The sequence below is a fragment of the Mucilaginibacter sp. A5337 genome, assembly GCF_059690695.1.
Window position 1 is genome coordinate 407,660 of sequence record NZ_JCAWEC010000005.1, and the last position, 18,850, is coordinate 426,509.

At 42.7% G+C, this 18,850-nt stretch carries 14 protein-coding genes; 6 read left to right on the forward strand and 8 right to left on the reverse strand.

The genetic code is table 11. The features are described 5' to 3' along the window. Positions 1-46: 46 nt before the first annotated feature. The gene (locus AC59JO_RS18945) at positions 47-1,279 is read right to left on the reverse strand and encodes an alpha/beta hydrolase-fold protein (protein ID WP_497307180.1); all 1,233 of its coding nucleotides are present in this window, start codon (positions 1,277-1,279) and stop codon (positions 47-49) included. 177 nt (positions 1,280-1,456) lie between these two features. On the opposite strand from AC59JO_RS18945, the gene AC59JO_RS18950 reads away from it, so the two are divergent. The 3 genes from AC59JO_RS18950 (at position 1,457) to AC59JO_RS18960 (ending at position 4,552) form a co-directional block, all read left to right on the forward strand. Beyond that, positions 1,457-2,149 carry a hypothetical protein gene (locus AC59JO_RS18950; protein WP_413667456.1) on the forward strand — a complete coding sequence of 231 codons (693 nt, stop codon included), beginning with the start codon at positions 1,457-1,459 and terminating at the stop codon, positions 2,147-2,149. Positions 2,150-2,253: 104 nt separating this feature from the next. Then, positions 2,254-3,795 carry an MFS transporter gene (locus AC59JO_RS18955; protein ID WP_497307182.1) on the forward strand — a complete coding sequence of 514 codons (1,542 nt, stop codon included), beginning with the start codon at positions 2,254-2,256 and terminating at the stop codon, positions 3,793-3,795. 175 nt (positions 3,796-3,970) lie between these two features. After that, positions 3,971-4,552, forward strand: a complete 582-nt coding sequence (locus AC59JO_RS18960; RefSeq protein WP_497307184.1) for a hypothetical protein — start codon at positions 3,971-3,973, stop codon at positions 4,550-4,552. 303 nt (positions 4,553-4,855) lie between these two features. On the opposite strand, the gene AC59JO_RS18965 is transcribed toward AC59JO_RS18960, so the two are convergent. Both AC59JO_RS18965 and AC59JO_RS18970 read right to left on the reverse strand, forming a co-directional pair. After that, complete coding sequence (locus tag AC59JO_RS18965; RefSeq protein ID WP_497307186.1) at positions 4,856-6,463, reverse strand: DUF1593 domain-containing protein; 1,608 nt, start codon at positions 6,461-6,463, stop codon at positions 4,856-4,858. Positions 6,464-6,559: 96 nt separating this feature from the next. Further along, positions 6,560-8,569, reverse strand: a complete 2,010-nt coding sequence (locus AC59JO_RS18970) for an FAD-dependent oxidoreductase (protein ID WP_497307188.1) — start codon at positions 8,567-8,569, stop codon at positions 6,560-6,562. An 8-nt stretch (positions 8,570-8,577) separates the two neighbouring features. On the opposite strand from AC59JO_RS18970, the gene AC59JO_RS18975 reads away from it, so the two are divergent. After that, positions 8,578-8,727, forward strand: a complete 150-nt coding sequence (locus AC59JO_RS18975; RefSeq protein ID WP_497307190.1) for a hypothetical protein — start codon at positions 8,578-8,580, stop codon at positions 8,725-8,727. 16 nt (positions 8,728-8,743) lie between these two features. Here the strand turns inward: AC59JO_RS18975 and AC59JO_RS18980 are convergent, their stop codons facing one another. After that, positions 8,744-9,094 carry a TfoX/Sxy family protein gene (locus AC59JO_RS18980; protein ID WP_413667461.1) on the reverse strand — a complete coding sequence of 117 codons (351 nt, stop codon included), beginning with the start codon at positions 9,092-9,094 and terminating at the stop codon, positions 8,744-8,746. Positions 9,095-9,168: 74 nt separating this feature from the next. Beyond that, on the reverse strand, positions 9,169-10,155 hold the full coding sequence (locus tag AC59JO_RS18985; protein ID WP_413667462.1) for an aldo/keto reductase: 987 nt from the start codon (positions 10,153-10,155) through the stop codon (positions 9,169-9,171). Between the two features lie 222 nt (positions 10,156-10,377). Between AC59JO_RS18985 and AC59JO_RS18990 the strand changes: the two genes are divergently transcribed. Together AC59JO_RS18990 and AC59JO_RS18995 are read left to right on the forward strand one after the other, a co-directional pair. Then, positions 10,378-10,728 (forward strand): YciI family protein, encoded by a 351-nt coding sequence (locus tag AC59JO_RS18990; RefSeq protein ID WP_497307192.1) that lies wholly within the window; start codon positions 10,378-10,380, stop codon positions 10,726-10,728. Between the two features lie 42 nt (positions 10,729-10,770). Then, complete coding sequence (locus tag AC59JO_RS18995; protein WP_497307194.1) at positions 10,771-11,994, forward strand: RNA polymerase sigma factor; 1,224 nt, start codon at positions 10,771-10,773, stop codon at positions 11,992-11,994. Positions 11,995-12,073: 79 nt separating this feature from the next. Here the strand turns inward: AC59JO_RS18995 and AC59JO_RS19000 are convergent, their stop codons facing one another. The 3 genes from AC59JO_RS19000 to AC59JO_RS19010 all read right to left on the reverse strand — a co-directional run bounded on the left by AC59JO_RS19000 (position 12,074) and on the right by AC59JO_RS19010 (position 18,831). Then, positions 12,074-14,251 carry a glycoside hydrolase family 3 protein gene (locus AC59JO_RS19000; RefSeq protein WP_497307196.1) on the reverse strand — a complete coding sequence of 726 codons (2,178 nt, stop codon included), beginning with the start codon at positions 14,249-14,251 and terminating at the stop codon, positions 12,074-12,076. A gap of 11 nt (positions 14,252-14,262) precedes the next feature. Then, positions 14,263-17,583 (reverse strand): SusC/RagA family TonB-linked outer membrane protein, encoded by a 3,321-nt coding sequence (locus AC59JO_RS19005; protein ID WP_497307198.1) that lies wholly within the window; start codon positions 17,581-17,583, stop codon positions 14,263-14,265. A gap of 150 nt (positions 17,584-17,733) precedes the next feature. Continuing rightward, positions 17,734-18,831: a FecR family protein gene (locus AC59JO_RS19010; RefSeq protein WP_413667467.1), complete on the reverse strand. Its 1,098-nt coding sequence runs from the start codon at positions 18,829-18,831 to the stop codon at positions 17,734-17,736. Between the last annotated feature and the right edge of the window lie 19 nt (positions 18,832-18,850).

The following is an 18,850-nucleotide window of genomic DNA, read 5'->3' on the forward strand; positions in this document are numbered from 1 at the left end:
AAATCTCCCCTGAAGGGGAGACTTGAAAATTTCCTTTTGCGTATAGTCATTTCTCCGCTTGTACCTTATCCAGCTTATCCATAATTTCTTTGGTATATTTTATTGATAAGGCTTTCTTAAAATACTTTTCGGCATTGGCCTTGTCATCGCGAGCTAAAAAACAATCGCCCATGCTATCGTAAACATTAAAGTTTTTTGGATAATTATCAATGTTCACCTGGAAAAACATAGCAGCTTTTTCATAGTCTTTTTGTTGTAAAAAGGCATAGCCTATGCCATTCATTTCGGCTTCGGGTGGGCGTACAGTGTAACCTCTTTCGGCCGACACTGCTTTGTAATGTTCATCTATCATTTGCCTTAATTGCACAGCACTATATTGTTTGTTAAAGTATTGGTTATAAGGCTGGTTTCCCGGGAATCGATTGTTTTTAAAAATGAACCGCAACGCATCATATTCGGCATTGAACTGAACCGAATTATGATCATCATCGGGATAGTATTTTTTTACCCATAACAGTTTGTTGGTTTTATTGGCGGCAAGATTATCAGCCAGCTTCATGATCGACCGGATATGATGTGATACTTCGGACGTATCCTTTTTTACCTGTAACGTGTCTGTCCCGGTTGGCATGGTATTGGCAAAGCCAAGGAAAAGCTTTTTACCGTCGAAGCTCTTTTGTCTAAGTATAGCGTTTGCCTGTTTAAGCAGGTTATCATTATTATAAAACATGCTGGGGTCAATAGCTACATAGCCATTAAAAACCTGGGTGTGTTTTAATAGCATATTGATCACGGTTAATCCGCCCAGTGAATGGCCAATCATGGTACGATAGGGGGCGGTTGGATATGTTTTATCTATATATGGGATCAGCTCCTTCTCCATAAAAGTTGCAAAGTTTTCGCCTCCACCTGATGATTTATCCATAGTGCTGTTGGTAGGCGTAAGATCGCGGGTACGGTGGCCTGGCGTGTTCAGGATGCCGACTATGATCATTTGCGGCAATACGGTGTTACCGGCGGTTGCACTAAGTTCTTTGATCATGGTAACCAGCGACATGAAATGATCATCGGCATCTAAAACGTACAAAACCGGAAACTCCGGTTTTGAAAAATAGTTGGTATCAAATCCAGGCGTATAAACCCAGAGCGGCCGGTTTTCTTTCAGGGTGTTGGAGTAAACCGTGTCTATCCGTCCCAAAACAATGGGTTGTTGCGGCGGCTGGGCTTTTAAAAAGTACGCAATGGTGAGATGAATGAGTATCAGGATAAGCTTTTTCATGTGGCTGTTGATTTATAATTCAATGATACAGCAACAATATGCCCTTCAGAAGTAAATGTGATGAATGCAGCTGTTGATGTGACGGAAATAATTTGGAGCATGTTTTCGTTTTAAAGAATACCGAAACATGTTTTGGTAAGTTTTTGTTAGTCGTTACATCATCTATAAATAATTGCCGTGCTCAATACCTATAATACTGCCCGTAAAAAGAACAGCTTAACAAAGTTTGAGACATTGATATTCGGATTAATGATCATGTTCACCATAGGGGCTATTATGCTTTTCTTTGCCGCTAAAGTATATTTTGACATGATGTACAATCCTGCCGGTGGATTTATTGGTTATATCACCGTTTTGTTGCTGCTCATCATTCTTGGGGTTTCAATAGCATACATCATAAGGCTTTCCCGCTACCGCAGTATCCAATTTTGTATTGTTCTGATTTTGGCGGGAATAGTAAGCTTCTTTTTTATAGCCGAAAAAATGAGCAGTCTGCCTGATCTTTTTCATCTGTCAACCCATTCGCTGTTTAAAACCAACACGGTAATATTGGGGGCAAATGCAAACGGAATAATCAAAATTAATGAGACCGGCAAAATCGTGCTCTATTGGATTTTGATAGCCGCAGGTGCTTTTTATTTTTTGATACTGCCGTTTATATACCGGAGTAATTTTAAGGCTAAGCGATTTATTGATAGAATCGGGATCCCCATTCCGCATCGCAACCATGTTATCGCAATAATTACGTTAGCTATTTTAATGGTGCTATTTTCGGCTGTGAATGAATCAGAGGTTTTACCGCTTGATCTCTCCGCTATATTTTTGCTGATACTGCTATGCCCGGAAAATATCGGTGTTTTCAGGCGATAGTCATATTTTTTTGGCCATGCTGTAATTTGTTTCTTTTCGGCCGGGTTAATCCGATCATTTACTGCAACTTTGTAGTAAACCTTTCAGTTACAATCTTATAATATATGGCTACAGTTTCATTAGGCAGCCCTGCCGGCAAATGGATCATGGTTTCGGCTATACTGGCTTCGGCTATGGCGTTTATTGATGGTACTGCGCTTAATGTGGTGCTGCCGGCTTTACAACAAAGCCTCGATGCCAAAGGGGCCGACCTATTCTGGATCCTGAACGCTTACCTGCTCATGCTGGCTTCGCTTATTTTAGTTGGCGGTTCACTCGGTGATAAATTGGGGCGAAAGAAGGTTTTCATGATAGGCATCTTCATTTTCATAACCGGTTCGGCACTTTGTGGCCTTTCGCCGGGAGTATTTTACCTTATTGTTTTCAGGATAGTACAAGGTGTTGGCGGTGCGCTGATGATACCGGGGAGCCTTTCGCTTATTTCATCATCTATTGATGCAAAAGAAAGGGGGAAAGCAATAGGTACGTGGTCGGCCATTACAACGGTGGTAACTATGGGCGGCCCGGTGCTTGGCGGGGCTTTAGCCGATGCAGGTTTGTGGCGATACATATTTTTTATCAATGTGCCTATTGGGATAGTGGCATTACTCATTCTCTGGCGCAAAGTTGCTGAAAGCAAGGATGACAGCGCTGATCAGTCTATTGATTTTCCCGGCGCTATTTCTATTGCTCTGGGACTTGCGTTGCTTACTTTTGGCTTTTTGCGGATGCCCGCAGTTGGCTTTAATAACTGGCAGGTTTATGGCTCATTAGGAGCGGGAATATTGTTGCTGATAGTTTTTCTATATATCGAAAGTACAAGTAAACATCCCATGATGCCGTTAAGTCTCTTTAGCAACAGAACATTCAGCGGTATAAACCTGCTTACATTTTTTCTGTATGCCGGTTTGGGCGGGGGAATGTTATTCATGTCGTTAAACATGGTGCAGGTGCAGGGGTATAGCCAATTGCAATCGGGCTTAACGTTTTTACCTTTTACAGTGCTTATGATCTCCATTGCGCGTTATGCCGGTGCCATTGCCGATAAAAAAGGCCCGCGTTTATTACTCATTGTTGGTCCGGCGTTAGCAGGAGTGGGCTTGCTGATCCTGTCGTTTATAAAACAAACCGCAGGCCCGTCTGATTATTGGACAAGTTTTTTTCCGGGAGTACTTGTTTTTGGCTTTGGTATGTCGTTAACCGTTGCTCCGCTTACAGCTACAGTTATGGGCTCGGTGAGCGATCATTTTTCGGGAACGGCATCGGGCATTAACAATGCCATGACCCGGATAGCCAATGTTTTTGCCAATGCCATTTTTGGTGCACTGGCAGTATTGTTTTTTTCGGGGGCGATGCAGGGCGAGTTGAAGAAGCTAACCCTGAATGAAAAAGACAGAAAAGCAGTTATAGAGCAATCGGCAAATTTAGGCAACGCCAAAGTACCTGTTGGTATTAACGAGCCGGATAAAAAGGCAGTTGAGATTGCTTATCATAACGGATTTATTTCAGCATACGGGAATATTATGCGGATCTGCGCCGGGCTTGGTTTTTTGGGCGCGCTGATGTCGGTCATTTTTATCAGGAACAGTGCGATTAAAAAAGAGTGATTGTTTTTGTAGAGACGCATTACATGCGTCTCCGAATATGTGCCTTGCAGAAAAATGACGGAAGACGTATATAGTGTACCTCCTTATAAATAGATCCTAAAAAAATCAAATTGACTTTGCAACCATTTGTTTATCACCATCGTCTACCTTATAAATCCATCTAAAACTTATTGTTATGTTCAAATCGATATTCCCCCGAAATTTTGTAAAACTCATTGCCCTATGTTTTTTATGCTTTGTTGCGGTTAACGTATCCGCCCAGGATAAAACCAAAGCTATAGGCAATAAGCCCCGTACGGGCTCATCAAACACTTCTTTTGATGCTGTTAAAGGCAGACAAGTTGGCATTGAAATGAGTGCCGGTAAAAAACAAGTACAACTGCTCAGGCTGAATTTTCATACGCAAAACCGCTCAAATGACAGCATTCCCTTTAAAGTAAATGTTTACCAAATGGCCGGAAAGTTTCCAAACGAAGCCAATTTGGTTAAAGACGAAATAAAAGGATATATAAAAAAATATGATAACCAGGAAACACATCAGCTAACTACTGTAGATTTATCTCCATATAATATTAAGGTAGCCGGAGATATCGTAGTTTCCATTGAGTTTTTGACAACTAAACCCGGTTCAAATATTGGCTTTGCCTGTGGCTTATTTAATGGCGGCACTTTTCACAAAGACACTGAAGCCGAGCCATGGAAAAAGATCCCGGTTGTTGGTGTTGATTTTAATGTGCTGGTTAAGAAGTTGAAGTAAATCGCCTAAATTAATCTTCTTTTTGAAAGCAGGGTTATTGCAATCTATAATATGCAACGCAAGTTTAAGCGTCTTTCGCTTGAACTATTACCAAAGTAAGCGTCCACGCTTACGTTTATACCGCATTACGAGAGCGTGGACGCTCAATTAAGACTAACGATCAAACGTAGACGCTTAATCGTGCTGGGAAACAATAAACTATGTCATTGCGAGCGCAGCGCGGCAATCGCACTGAAGTACAGCTGCCCTGTAGAGTATGAGATTGCTTCGTCGTTCCTCTTCACAATGACATGGTTCTTTACATTACCGCACAGTAATAACTACACGTTGATACCTTGTAAGTGAAGGCGAACCATTATCTGTTGCTTCAAGAATAATGTGGATGGTTTGACCTGACACTGCATCGGCAGGAATCTCCACTACGGCCTGCGCAGAAGTAGCGTTGACTATATTCACTTTCTTTTGATAAGTTCCAACCTGAAACTGCCACCAATTGATTGAAACTGCGTTTCCATCCGGGTCAGATACTTTGCCGTTAAGGCGTATTTTTTCTCCTGCGGAGGCCATAATATTCAAGGGTCCTTCTATTTTTACTACGGGTTCATGATTGGCACCTGCATATTTAGGGGTTACAGACCATTTGAGGCGGGCAGCAAAATCCTGTTGTGCTGCAGGGAAAAAGTTGGGATAAGCGGCAACATCTGCAGTTTTGTTGGTTTGGGCAGTGGCGGTGCTGAGTGTAGCTGCCATGGCGCGTGACGAAGTATCACCCGTTTGAAAGAAGATGTTTTTGGTATTCGGGTTGATAATCTCACGGCCTCCCCAGCCACCGAAAGAACCCGCTTCGTAGGCGCGCAGCCCGTTTCCAAGCATATTCATAAAAGTAGGGTCATCACCTTCTCCCAGCCACGAGCCTTTTTCCTGTACAGGCATCCAAACAACATATCCCATTTTTCTTAGCTCATCATCAGTGTGGCCTGTTAAACCAAAGTAATCCATGATATCGCCTTTTGCCATCTGTTTGCCATCGCCCCAAACGCGGTATAACGAGCCTAACGGGCCACGGCCTGATACGTTTTCTTTCATCCAGGATGATGTCATATAAACCGAATCTTCAGTTCTGGCTTTTAATTGTGCGCCATAACCATAATTTGGCCCGTCCTGAAATTGCCGGCACTCAATGCCCGGCCAATTGGGTTTGATATACTTTGCATAGGTATCATCCTGGTCGCCGGAAGGGAGCAACACAACTTTTCTGGAAATTTTTGCTTTGATCTGTTCCCATTGAGTAGTGTATTCATATTGCTCCTGGATAGATTTGAGGGCGCGGGCAATAGTACTTTGCCCTCCCCAGGCAGTGATATATAACTGTCCTGGTTTATTATCAAGTATTAATGATTTAATAAGATCTGATCCTGGCGAATCTTTCGAAATATCACCGTCAAATTCAATATTTCCAAAACGGATCTTTGACCGGAGCTCAGCAGGCAAAGGGTATGCGGGATTATGTATTTTTAGGTTTGGATACACTTTTGCGTAGGCCTCTACCGCGTCATGAATAAAATGCTCATCTTTTGCCCAGCGCCAGGATTCGCAGGGGCATAAATTCAACCCAAAGCGGGCATATTCCCTGCCGGGGACAAACCATTTGCTGCCCTTTCCGTCGCCCTTCCAATGGAAGGCGCTACTCGCGTATATCAGCCCTTCAACCTCTACATCGCTGCTGTAAAGTAAAAAACGGATAAGTGAATTATTGTCATCCAGTTCCGGATCGGCAGTAATCACAATACGCGGCCGTACTGGCTGATAAGGGCTTTGTGCAACTGCATTGTTATGGATACTGCTCAACAGTAAAAGAGCAACAATATATTCGCTTATGCGCGGAGATAAGCATTTTATATTCAGGTTCATAAGCTTGTTTTGATGCTGAGGTTATGATGCTGAAAATAAGTAATTATCTTAAAAAAAGTTCAATGCGTTTTGCTAATAATAATTTGATAGGTTTTATTACTTGTCGGGTTTAAATAATACCGCATCGGCTGTAATAGCGCCCGGTGATCCGTTGTTGCCGATCTCTACATAAGGCCGGTTTTTTTCAGAAAGTACAAAAGCTCCTAAAAACACCCATTCGCCCGATGTTTGCCCCTGAACTTTGATATCCGATTTGATGAGTGTTTGAAGATGTAGTTTCCGGCCGTCAAAAATTTTGATGCTGATAGTATCGGCGCCTGCCGGTAAGGCTGTATAATAACTATACAGCTTAAACGTACCGTTTGTTGATTTTTCGGGATAAAACCTAACTGCAGCAGTGCTTTTACCATGACTATCTAAATAAAGCAGATCCGGCCCGTAAGCATTGCCCTTTTTGGTTGCCCAATTCCCTTTTACCGCAATATCCTTGCTTTGATTATCGATTACCTGTTCAGGTTTTTGCCCATTTAATAAAGGATTGTTTTTAATTATGCTGTTGATATTTTGATAATTAACCTTTTGAACTGCGATATTATTGTCAATGGCTATCCCTGCAGCAACACCCGCCACCTGCGCCAATACCATAAATATAGGCTCCATACGTATCGAACCATAAGCAATATGACTGGCCGATAAACAAACAGGCACCAGCAGGTTATTGCATTCCTGCTGTTTTGGTAACAAAGCCCTGTACGATAAAGGATACGGAGGAAAACCGGGGATTTCTACATTCCCTTCGTTCTTCACCATATGGTTTACAACCAGGCGGTCACAATTATGAGAATCCATGGTGTAAGCAGCCATTGCAATACTATCAGCAACTTTTACTTTTCCGGTGCAGTTTGCCTGGGTCATGACATAAGCACCGATCATGCGCCTTGCTTCCCGGATATAAGGTTGAAACGACCAGTTATTATTGTCTTTAAATTCATCTTTAGGGTATCCCCATTGCATCATTTGTTTGCGTAGGGGCAGAGGGACCCGTTCATCATGCCCAAAAAAATACAGCAAACCTTGCGTATATAATTTCAGGTCATTGATGTACTGGTTTCTAACCTGATAGCTGCCATCGGGGTATGAGTAATTTGTCCCGATCAGGTCGGTTGAAAACCCATTACGGTTATTGATATCAGTTTTTTGGCCCGGCATTGAGCTCCAGATAAAATAATCGTTTAGGCTTAGTTTATCCTTTTGTGCTTCAATTAGCCTGGCAAGCAATTCGTAACGTGTTGAATCATATCCCGCCGGCCGGCTGATGGGTATGCGGTTGGCTGGATTATTAGTTAAGCAGATGCGATAATTGTATGCCTGAACTTTTTTGTCGCCACTTCCCAGCGGAATCAATTTACTGGAGCTTATTCCCCAGATCATGCCGCTTGTTGAATCTCCCTTAACCCGATAGGGATCTATATGGTCGGGAAACTGGTGCCCTTCCAGGAGTTGCACGCCATTGTAGGTTTCATTGTAGGTTGTATTTGCTTCTCTGCCAACTGTATAGCTAACCCTGGATTTGGCCATCAAATCACCCTCGTAACTGCAATCAATAAATATTTTGGCCGAGATAAGCTGAGTGGGAGCAATTGAACCCGGTGATTCTACTACAATTGACTTAATGGCATTTGCTTTTTTAATCACATTTGAAAGCCTGTAACGATATAATACCTTAATATGGGCCTGGCTGATGTAACTTTGAAAGGTATTTTCTGCCACGTGCGGCTCAAAAATCCATTGTTCCAACTGTCCGTAATGTGTTCCTATCCTGCGGTAAAAATCTTTTGCCAGGCCGGTCACCACATACTTATTACCGATATCTGTAAAACCCAGGCCTCCTGAACTTAGCCCGCCAAGGTGATTCCCGGGTTCAATTAGTAGCACGGTTTTCCCCATTTTTTTGGCGGTATAGGCGGCGATAACTCCTGCTGATGTTCCGCCGTAAATGCATACATCTACCTGAGAGGCTGTTGCTTTTTGTCCCTTAGCTATTGAGCTGCCAGTCACAAAAAGTAAGAATAACAGGATAAAACCGTTGGCTTTGTGATTTTTCACGTTTAGGTATGCTTTTTATTTTGAGTATAGTACGGGATGCCGCACCTATGTTCAAATATAACAAAGCATTTTTAAAGGTTTACAGCGTAAACCCGGTTATCTCAGAAAGTAAAAATGGTATCAGTAATGGCGCTTCGAAAAAGAGCGGCTTTGTTTGATCTTTAATAAGAGGACCTATTTTTTAGGTTTCTTCTTTTTAGAAGCTTCGGCAAGCGGGTTAAATTCAAGGCACAGGTTTATCCAGTAGTTTAAATCTGCGTTGTTTTGTAAATTAAGATCTTCAACATAAACATAGCCTTTCATCACCCGGTTGCCGCTTACCATCTGGTTGCAGTTACCTTTCTCAAGTTCAAGTTGAGCGCGTTGCTCACCTATACGGCATAAGATACTATTATCGCGAACGCAAACACATAGTTTATCATCAACCATAAAACAAACTCCCTGAAACATTTTCTTTTCTTCCACTATGGGTAAGTCCATTAATGCTTCGCGGATGCGGTTGGCCATTTGTTGGTTGTAAGCCATGTTTTGATCGTTAATTTTCACGCAGAGGTATAGTGACAAGGTAACTATACCTCTGCGTGAAATGATGATGAATGTTAATTTTTATCAACGAATTTGTAATTGGCCTCGTTATACCTGTCGCCGGTATCTGGGTATTTGGCTAAAACTGCTTCAATATCCTGCAGATCGGCGGAAGTTAATTCCACATCAACCGATCCTGCATTATCCAGCAAATATTTTCTTCTTTTTGTACCCGGGATGGGGATAATATTATCACCCTGTGCCAACACCCATGCAAGTGCCAGCTGAGCAGGCGTGCATTGTTTTTGAGCCGCAAGCTGTGCAAATTCATGAGCAAGGCCCATATTGTTTTCGGCGTTTTCGCTCTGATAACGGGGCAGGCTTTTCCTGAAATCGTTATCGGCAAGTTTGGTTACATCTAACGCGTTGGTTACCAATCCTCGCACCAGCGGACTAAACGGTATAAAAGAAATCCCCAATTCTTTACAAACGGGTAGGATTTCGGCTTCAACATCGCGCGTCAATAATGAGTACTCGCTTTGCAAGGCGCTGATTGGATGTACTGCATGGGCACGGCGGATAGAATTGGCCGAAGCTTCAGATAAACCCAGATATTTTACTTTGCCTTCTTTTACCAACTCGGCCATTGCGCCAACCATGTCCTCCACGGGCACGTTAGGATCGATGCGGTGAGCGTAATACAGGTCTATCACATCTGTTTTTAAACGTTTCAAGCTTTGCTCAACGGCGGTTTTGATATAGGCAGGCGAGCCATCAAACTCGGTAAGCCTGCCATCTGAGCCTGCCCTGAACCCGAATTTAGTGGCGATGAAAATTTTATCACGATTAGGCACCAATACTTTTGATACCAGTTCCTCATTTCGGCCATTGGCGTATACATCGGCTGTATCCCAAAAGTTGATGCCTATTTCTATTGATTTTTCAAGTGTTGCTATCGATTCATTATCATCCGGCTGGCCGTAAGCATGGTTCATGCCCATACAGCCCAGTCCGATGGCCGAAAGTTCGACTCCGGTGTTTCCTAATTTTCTGTATTTCATGGTTTGGTAGTGTTGTAGTGTTGTTATATATCAAAGTACGTGAAATAACAAAAGCTTATCAACCTTAATTTATAAGTGTTATGTAATGTTATAGATTGCGCGCACTGAAATAGTATTAGGCAGATTAAGCTTTTTCTGATTACTTTGAAAAAAAAATTGTGCAGTTGTCCAATTCAACCAAACCTGATCGTCTTTTGGTTTTTAACCATTAAATTTAAAAACATGAACGAGTTCTTATTGATTTTCAGAAGAGATGCAGAAGCCACAGCAGTAAAACGGTCACCCGAGCAAATGCAAACCATGATGAACTACTGGCGCGAGTGGATTGGCGGCATTGCTGCGCAAAACAAACTGGTAGCCGTTGGTAACAGGCTGGACACTGCCGGCAGTGTAATTAAACCAGATAATGTAGTAACAGATGGCCCTTATGTTGAGGTGAAGGAAGCTATTGGCGGTTACACCATTATCAAAGCATCAACCTTAGAGGAGGCAACCGAACTATCAAAAGGATGCCCGATATTATCGGTAGGGGGCAGTGTTGAAGTCCGTCCTATCATCCCAATGGAAGTGTAAATTAATTTTGCCGCCTCTCATATACGGGAGGCGGCTTCTTTTATGCAGCAGGATCAGCTTTTACCGCATTTGTTTCGCTCCGAATATCAAAAGATAATTGCAGTATTATGCCATTATTTCGGCTTTGAACATATTGAAGCTGCAGAAGATATTGCCAGCGATACATTCCTCACCGCCGCTGAAACATGGGGTATTAAGGGGCTGCCTGATAATCCTAAAGCATGGTTATATACCGTAGCCCGCAACAAAGCAACCGACTATGTAAGGCGTGGTGCAAGGTTTAAGCAAAAAATAGTTGAAGGGTTTGATGCGGAAGATAATTTTGAAGCAGAGATCGACCTGTCTGATCAAAATATCAGCGACAGCCAGCTGCAAATGATGTTTGCCATTTGCCACCCGGTACTTCCTGCCGAGGCGCAGATTGGTCTTGCCCTGCGCATTCTTTGCGGCTTTGGGATTGACGAAATTGCCGAAGCTTTTTTATCCAATAAAGAAACCATTAATAAGCGCCTGTTCAGGGCCAAAGAAAAACTGCGGGAGCAGAAAGTGAAAATTGTTTTCCCTGAACCGGGCGATATCGTTAACCGTTTAGGCATTGTATTGAAAACCTTATACCTGCTTTTTAATGAAGGTTATTACTCCAGTTGCCAGAGCACTACATTGCGTAAAGACCTTTGTTTAGAGGCTATGCGCCTTAACTATCTCCTGATAGAAAATAAACAAACCAATTTGCCAGAAGTAAATGCCTTGTTATCGCTGATGTGTTTTCATGCTTCAAGGTTTGATGCCCGGATAGATGAAAGCGGCGAAATGATCCGCTATGACGATCAGGACAGGACGCTTTGGAATGACGAACTGATAGCGAAGGGAAGACACTATCTTAACCTGGCCTCAAAAGGGAATGAGGCGGGCAAATATCATATTGAAGCTGCTATAGCCTATTGGCATACTGTTAAAGCAGACACTGCCGAAAAGTGGGAAAATATATTAATGCTATACAACAGGTTGCTTATTGCAGCTTATTCGCCCGCGGCTGCGCTGAACCGGGCATACGCTCTGGCGAAAGTAAAAGGGAAAGAGAAAGCTATTAATGAGGCCGAGAAATTAAAGCTGGATACCAACCACCTGTACCATGTGTTGCTTGGCTATTTGTATACAGATGTGGATGGTGAAAAAGCAGTATCGCATTTGCAAATTGCACTAAAATTGGCTAAGACTGCTACTGATAAAAGTAGAATTAGGAAGGATTTAACGGCTTTGTTGTAAAAAACTCAAAAGTATAATCCAGACTTACGAAGTTTTTAAAACTTCGTAAGTCTTTATCGTATTAGCTCAAAATAGCTTCCTAATTAGCTATTTTAAAATCAGCCGTCAGCTTTTCATCGGTCGAGCTGCTGCCCAGAACCAGCTTATAGCTGCCTGGATAAAGTTTCCATTTGTGGGTAGCAAGGTCCCATTTTTGCAAATCCTGAACCGGGATTTTCAGTGTAACCACACCCCCTTTGTCCTGCTCCAGGCTAATGCGTTTAAAGCTTTTCAATTCCTTAACCGGCATCCTGTCGATGTTTGGATATTTGATATAAGCTTGTACTACCTCGTCGCCGTTGAATTTGCCGGTATTTTTAACATTTACAGTTACTGCAACGGTGTCTGCTTTTTTGTAGGTAGCTTTCAATTTGCTGCCAAGAGTATAGTTGAATGTGGTATAGCTTAAACCAAAACCAAAAGGGTATTGCACAGGGCCGGTATAGTAACGGTAGGTGCGGTTTTTCATATTGTAATCGCTATAATCGGGCAAGTCGCTCATGTCTTTATAAAAAGTAAGCGGCAGGTGACCTGAAGGCGAAACTTCGCCAAAAATAATATCAGCTAAAGCGTTACCACCCTGTTCGCCAGGATACCAGGCAAAGATGATGGCATCTGCATAAGGTTCAATGGCAGATACATCAATATCGCTGCCTGCGGTAATTACGGCTACGAGCGGTTTGTTTTTTACGCTTTTACGTAATTCTTTCATAAAGGCAATTTCGCTGGCAGGCAAACTTAAAGTCTTTTTATCGCCTCCACTTTCTGACAGGAATGCATCGCCAGCTTCGCCCTCTAAAACAGGGGACAGGCCAATAACCGCGATGGTTGCATCGGCATTACCTGCAGCCCAGGTGCCGCCAAAGTGGGTGGTATCTTTATAGTCGCAACCTAAATCATATTCAACGCGGGTAGCTTTATCAACAGCGCCGGTAATACCTTCAACAAAGTTGATCACCTTGCTGCTGGTACCATGGTAGTTAGCTATCATAGCATCAAGCGAGGCCGCATTTGGCCCAACAACCATAATGCTCGAATAATTGCTTTTTTTGAAAGGCAGAACATTGTTGTTATTCTTTAACAGTACCATACTTTGCTGGGCCACTTTACGTGCCAGTGCCAAATGTTGTTCGTTATGCACACTGTCTGCACCATAGCCATGATATGGGTTAGCAGTCTGGTCATCATAAAAGCCCAGTTTAAACTCGGTACGTAATATAGCGCTCAACGCCTGGTCAACATCCTTTTCGGTTAGCAGGCCTTGTTTAATAGCCTTGATACCATCGTTTTGCAAAATAGATGAACAATCCAGGTCAACACCTGCTTTGATTGCTGCGGCAGCTACTTCAACAGCAGTAGGCAGGGTTTTGTGGGTAAGGTAAACATCATCCAAAGCGCCGCAATCAGTAACTACGTGGCCATTAAAGCCCCATTCTTTACGCAGGATGTCTGTAAGTAATACTTTATTAATAGAGTTAGGTACGCCGTTAACGCGGTTATATGCGCTCATTACCGATTCTACATGGTTTTTAACCAGTTCGTGAAAAGCATACAGGTAAGTTTCGCGCAGGTCTTTTTCATCAACTTTGGCGTCAAACTTATCGCGGGTAGCTTCCGGGCCGCTGTGTACTGCAAAGTGTTTGGCTGTTGCCGATGCTTTCAGATATTTAGGATCGTCGCCCTGCAAACCTTTAACAAAAGCCGAACCCATACGGCCGGTTAGGAAAGGATCTTCTCCATAAGTTTCCTGTCCACGTCCCCAGCGTGGGTCGCGGAAAATGTTGATGTTGGGTGTCCAAAAGGTAAGGCCCATGTATTGCAAGTGCCTGTCCTGGGCAATAGCCAGGTTGTATTTTGCACGGGCTTCAGTTGAAATAGCAGTTGATACCTGCTTTAGCAGATCGTCGTTAAAGGTGGCAGCCATGCCGATGGCTTGTGGAAATATAGTTGCCTCGCCGGCACGGGCCACACCGTGTAAAGCTTCGTTCCACCAGTTGTAGGCAGGGATGCCTAAACGAGGGACAGCCTGGCTGCGGTAGCCTAGCAGGGAGATCTTTTCTTCAAGGGTTAATTTTGATAAAAGGTCTTTAACACGTAAATCAATCGATTGCGAAGCGTCTTTGTAAAAAGGGACCTGCGCATTTGCGGTAGAAAATTTTAGTAACGCCGCAAGCATTACTAAACAGGATAGGAGTTTGTGTTTTATGGTGGATGCCATTTTAGGGTAATTTATTTTTTGAGTTTAAAGTTAACATTTATTCCGTAAGTATGCGTTGGCGGAAGGCTCGCACCCTCAATTCCGGCATATTTTATATCCGGCGAAAAGCCCGATTCGGGGTCAATATTGTCAGATCGTTTCATGATCGTCCACAGGTTTCGGCCTACTAATGAAAAAGTTATCCCTTCAAATGGCGTTTTATCAAGAAAGCCTTTTGAAAATGTATAACCAAAAGTAACCTGCCGCAATTTAATAAACCTGCCATCCAAAACATTCAATGCCGAAACACTTTGAGCAAGTGCCTGGTAATAGGTTTGTGCGGGTACAACAACCGTGTTTTTATCACCATTGGCATTTACACCATCGCCAACAACACCGGTTTCCCTCCCCGGCAGGGTAAGCTTATTAAAGCCCCTGTAAATGCTGTTGTAATTTGTGGCCGAAAGTATTTTGTTCCCAAAGCGGTAATCGATCAAAAATGACAAACTGAATTTTTTATAGGTTAAATTGTTGTTTAACCCACCATAAATGTTAGGTACCGCGCTGCCCATAGGTACCCGAGAACCTGCTTGCGGTAATCCGTTACCGTCAAAAATGATCTGTCCTTTAGCATTCCGGAGGTAATCATTAGCCATAATTTGCGGTCCCGGCAAGCCTTTAACCAATGCCGTAGCCGCATTAAGCGGCCGATAAGTACCAAAACTTATGTTAGCCGACTCAGGCGTACCATCTGTTTGAAGGATCTTATTTTGTACGTAAGTGAAGTTAAACGATGGCGACCAGTTAAAATTGGCAGTTTTAAAAGGTGTGCCGTTTAGCGAAACTTCAATGCCGTTATTTTGGGTAGAGCCTGTTGGTATAAACCGCCGGGCAAAGCCGGTTGCAAGGTCAAGATCGCCTTTAATGATCTCGTTCCTGGTTTTGCGGTGGAAGTAGGCCACATCAAGTCCCAATCGCCCGTTTAAAAATTTCAGGTCGGTGCCTACTTCCATTTCGGTAAGTGTATATGGCTTTAAAAACAGGTTAGGCAAGCTATCGCTAAAGCCTCCGGTAGGTACGCCATTTACAGAATTATTAATGGTATAATATTGCGACGTAATGTATACATCGGTAGGTTCGCCGCTGGTTTGGGCATATGATAACCGAAGCTTTCCAAAATCAAGACCGGGGATCCGTACAAAATCCGAAAACAGAATACTTGCCGATACCGATGGCGTAAAAATACTGCGGTTGTCAACCGGAAGGGTTGAATAAGTGTCATAGCGGCCTGTGTTGGTTATCGTCAGGAAATCCTTTAACGAAAAATCAACCGAATAATAGGTTGAGTGGGTTTCAGAACTTTTGTAATCGTAGGTGCTGTTTTTTGTAGCAAGGTTAGTATAACTGTAAAAATTGGGTACAATAAATGGGCTGCCGAAAAGACGTGTAAAGTCATAGCTGTTTTTACGAAGATTTGCCCCTGCAGATAAATCAAAGCTAAGCAGGTTTTTTATAATGTCCCGCTTGGCACCGATCAAGACGTCGGCATTAAGTTCAGAGCGTTCTGTAGATGATTGTTCATCCATCGAACCCGCATCACCAGGCGAATAAGCAGTACCGGTAGGGGTAATGGTTAACCTTTTATCATACAGCACATCGTCGCCCAGGCGGGCCTGGGCATACAGCCAGCTTTGAATATTGTATCGGGCGGTAATGGCCGATATCAAACGGTTCCGGCTTATGTTATTAACAAATTTGTTTACAGCAAAATATGGATTGGTTACAAATGTATCGCCGGTCCATCTCAGTTCGTTACCGCTTGAGTCATATCCCGGTGCCAGGGCCGCCTGGTTTTCGTTGGCAGCAAGGTATTGAATGTTATTGGGGTTAAGAGGCCCATCACTCAAATTGGGTTTCAGGTTTGATGACTCATCTATATAGTTAGCAATAACATTTACGTTGAATTTATCGGTAATTCCCTGGGTTGCAGTGAGGTTTACTGTTTTGCGGTTAAGGCCGCTGTTACGGATGATTGAGCCATTGCGGAGATCTGAAACCGATAGGCGAAAAGCCCCCGTTTCATTACCACCATTAAAAGCTACGGTATTGGTGTATGTATAACCACGGCGATAAAATTTATCAATATTATCCGTAACGGCCGAGTAGGGGTAGTATTTACCGTCAAACTGTATAGTTGGCTTACCGTCAAGCTTTTCACCCCAGCCGAAATTGCCCGATGTTATGGCGTTATTCACTGAAGCGGGCCTGATACCATACAGCCCCTGCCCGTAAACCGTTTGATAATCAAAGGTATTAATGGCTTTATCGGTTTGATAATTGGTGTTAAATTCAACACCAAAACCCGAATTCTTTTTTGCGGTTTTAGTAGTGATAAGGATTACGCCATTAGCTGCCCTTGCGCCATATAATGCTGATGCAGCCTGTCCCTTCAGTACGGTCATGCTTTCAACATCATCGGGGTTGATATTGCTGATACCGTCGCCAAAATCGGCACCGCCCCATTCGTTGGCCGCTCCGCGCTGGGTATTATCAATAGGGACGCCGTTGATGATAAAAAGAGGCGCGCTTGCTCCAAAACTGGTAACCCCTCTTAGTAAAATACGTGCGGACGATGCAGGCCCACCGTTAACACCGTTGATGCTTAAACCTGCTACGCGACCCTCCAATGAGTAGGCCACGTTTGATTCTTTGGCTTTATCAAGCACTTCGCCGCCTACTGTTGTTACCGAATAGCCAACTTTTTTCTCTTCTTTTTTTATGCCAAGTGCAGTTACCACAACTTCACTTAAAACATTGCTTACTGTAAGTGTTATTTTAAGCGGAGCTGCGCCCGATAGTTTTACATCTTTGGTGACATAGCCTACAAAGCTGATAATCAATGTTGACTGGTCTGGCGCTTCAAATGAGAAGGCACCCTTTTGATCAGTAGGTGCACCCATTGTTGAGCCTCTTACCCTAACAGTAGCGCCGGCAAGCGGTGCTCCGGTTTCATCAACCACAGTGCCTGTTACCTTAACCACATTAACTATTTCATCAACCGGGGCAATTACTATGAGGTGATTGGCAAGTTCGGTGTAAGAAAAACCAGAGTTAGCTAAAATCTTATCCAACACGGCTTTAACATCTTCATTATCAAAGCTAATGTCGGTTTTATTTAAAACAGGAATCTTCCGTTCGCTGTAAACAAAATGATAAATACTTTGATGCTCGATGGTTGATATTACCTTTTTAAAATCGGCCGATTTTAAATTGATAGTGACACGGGTTTGTGAATATACAGTTAATATAGCCAGTAAATTGAAGAATAATATTAACGTAAACCGTATTTTCATTTATACCGATAACCTAACCTGTCGCCAACATCCATTGGGGATGCCTAAATTTACATAAATTTTATAATTAGAACAGGTAATAGTGTAAAATGAACGGATTGATGTGTAACAATTATGAATATTGTAAAGCTATCGAAAGAAAATCGGCAGTTAATAAATATAAATGGCCGAGTTTTTTACCTTATAGTGGAAATCTTCGGTAATGCGTAATGCATCAAGCGCCTGGGTAATGGTTTCTTTTTCATAAGTGCCAGTAAAACGGTACTTTTTCATGTCATCATTTTTAAACTTGATTTCAACACCATACCAACGTTCCATACGCATGGCGAGATCGGCAAAGTTTTCATCTCTGAAAATGAGTTTATTTTGAGTCCATGAAGTTTCTAAAACGGCGCTGTCATCCTGGTGAAGGCGGGTAAAGCTTGTTAAAACATATTGCGGACCCTCACTGCTGTCGGTAGCGGGTGAAAGTTTGTCCTGTTTTTTATGAACAGTAGTAAACGATCCTTTTTTAACAATCAGTTTTTCGCTTGGTTTTAAAATGATCCTGTCAGATGGGCGGTCATCAAGTGTAACTTCAATAGCCCCTCTGATCAGGGTTGTTTCACTTGATGGTTCATTGGGATATGATTTAACGTTGAAAGCAGTGCCCAGTACCTTAATGTTCATTTTTTCGGTATGAATAATAAACGGATGTTCATGGTCCTTATGTACATCAAAAAAGGCCTCGCCGCTTAAATAAACTTCACGGGTTTTGCCGGTAAAGTTTGTTGGGTATCTTAATGAACTTTTTGAATTAAGCGTAATGCGCGTACCATCGACTAATACAATAGTGGATTTTTCACGAACGAAAGTGCTTTTGTTTTGCCAGGCGCTGGGAGCTGCGTTTGCAATTTCCCTGCCCGAAATACTCATTTTTGAATAAAAAAGGTAGGAGCAGCCTCCTATTAAAACAACTGCAGCGGCAGCCCGCCATAGATAATATATAATACCTTTTTTTGCAGAAGAAATGATGGTTGAAGGTTCAGTAACCTCTTGTGCTTTAATTTTTGATTTTATTTTTTGAAAGGCAAGGGCATTATCGGCGTATACGGTATCGCTATGTTTCCAATAGGCAGAAATAGCCTCGTATTGTTCACGAAGGGAAGCATCATTAGCTAAGCAACGCTGAAGTTCGGTATTTTCATCAGAGCTGATTTCATTTGACAGTTTTTTGCCTACCAGCTCTATAAATTTATCATTGCCCATCTTATAATTGCATCCTTTT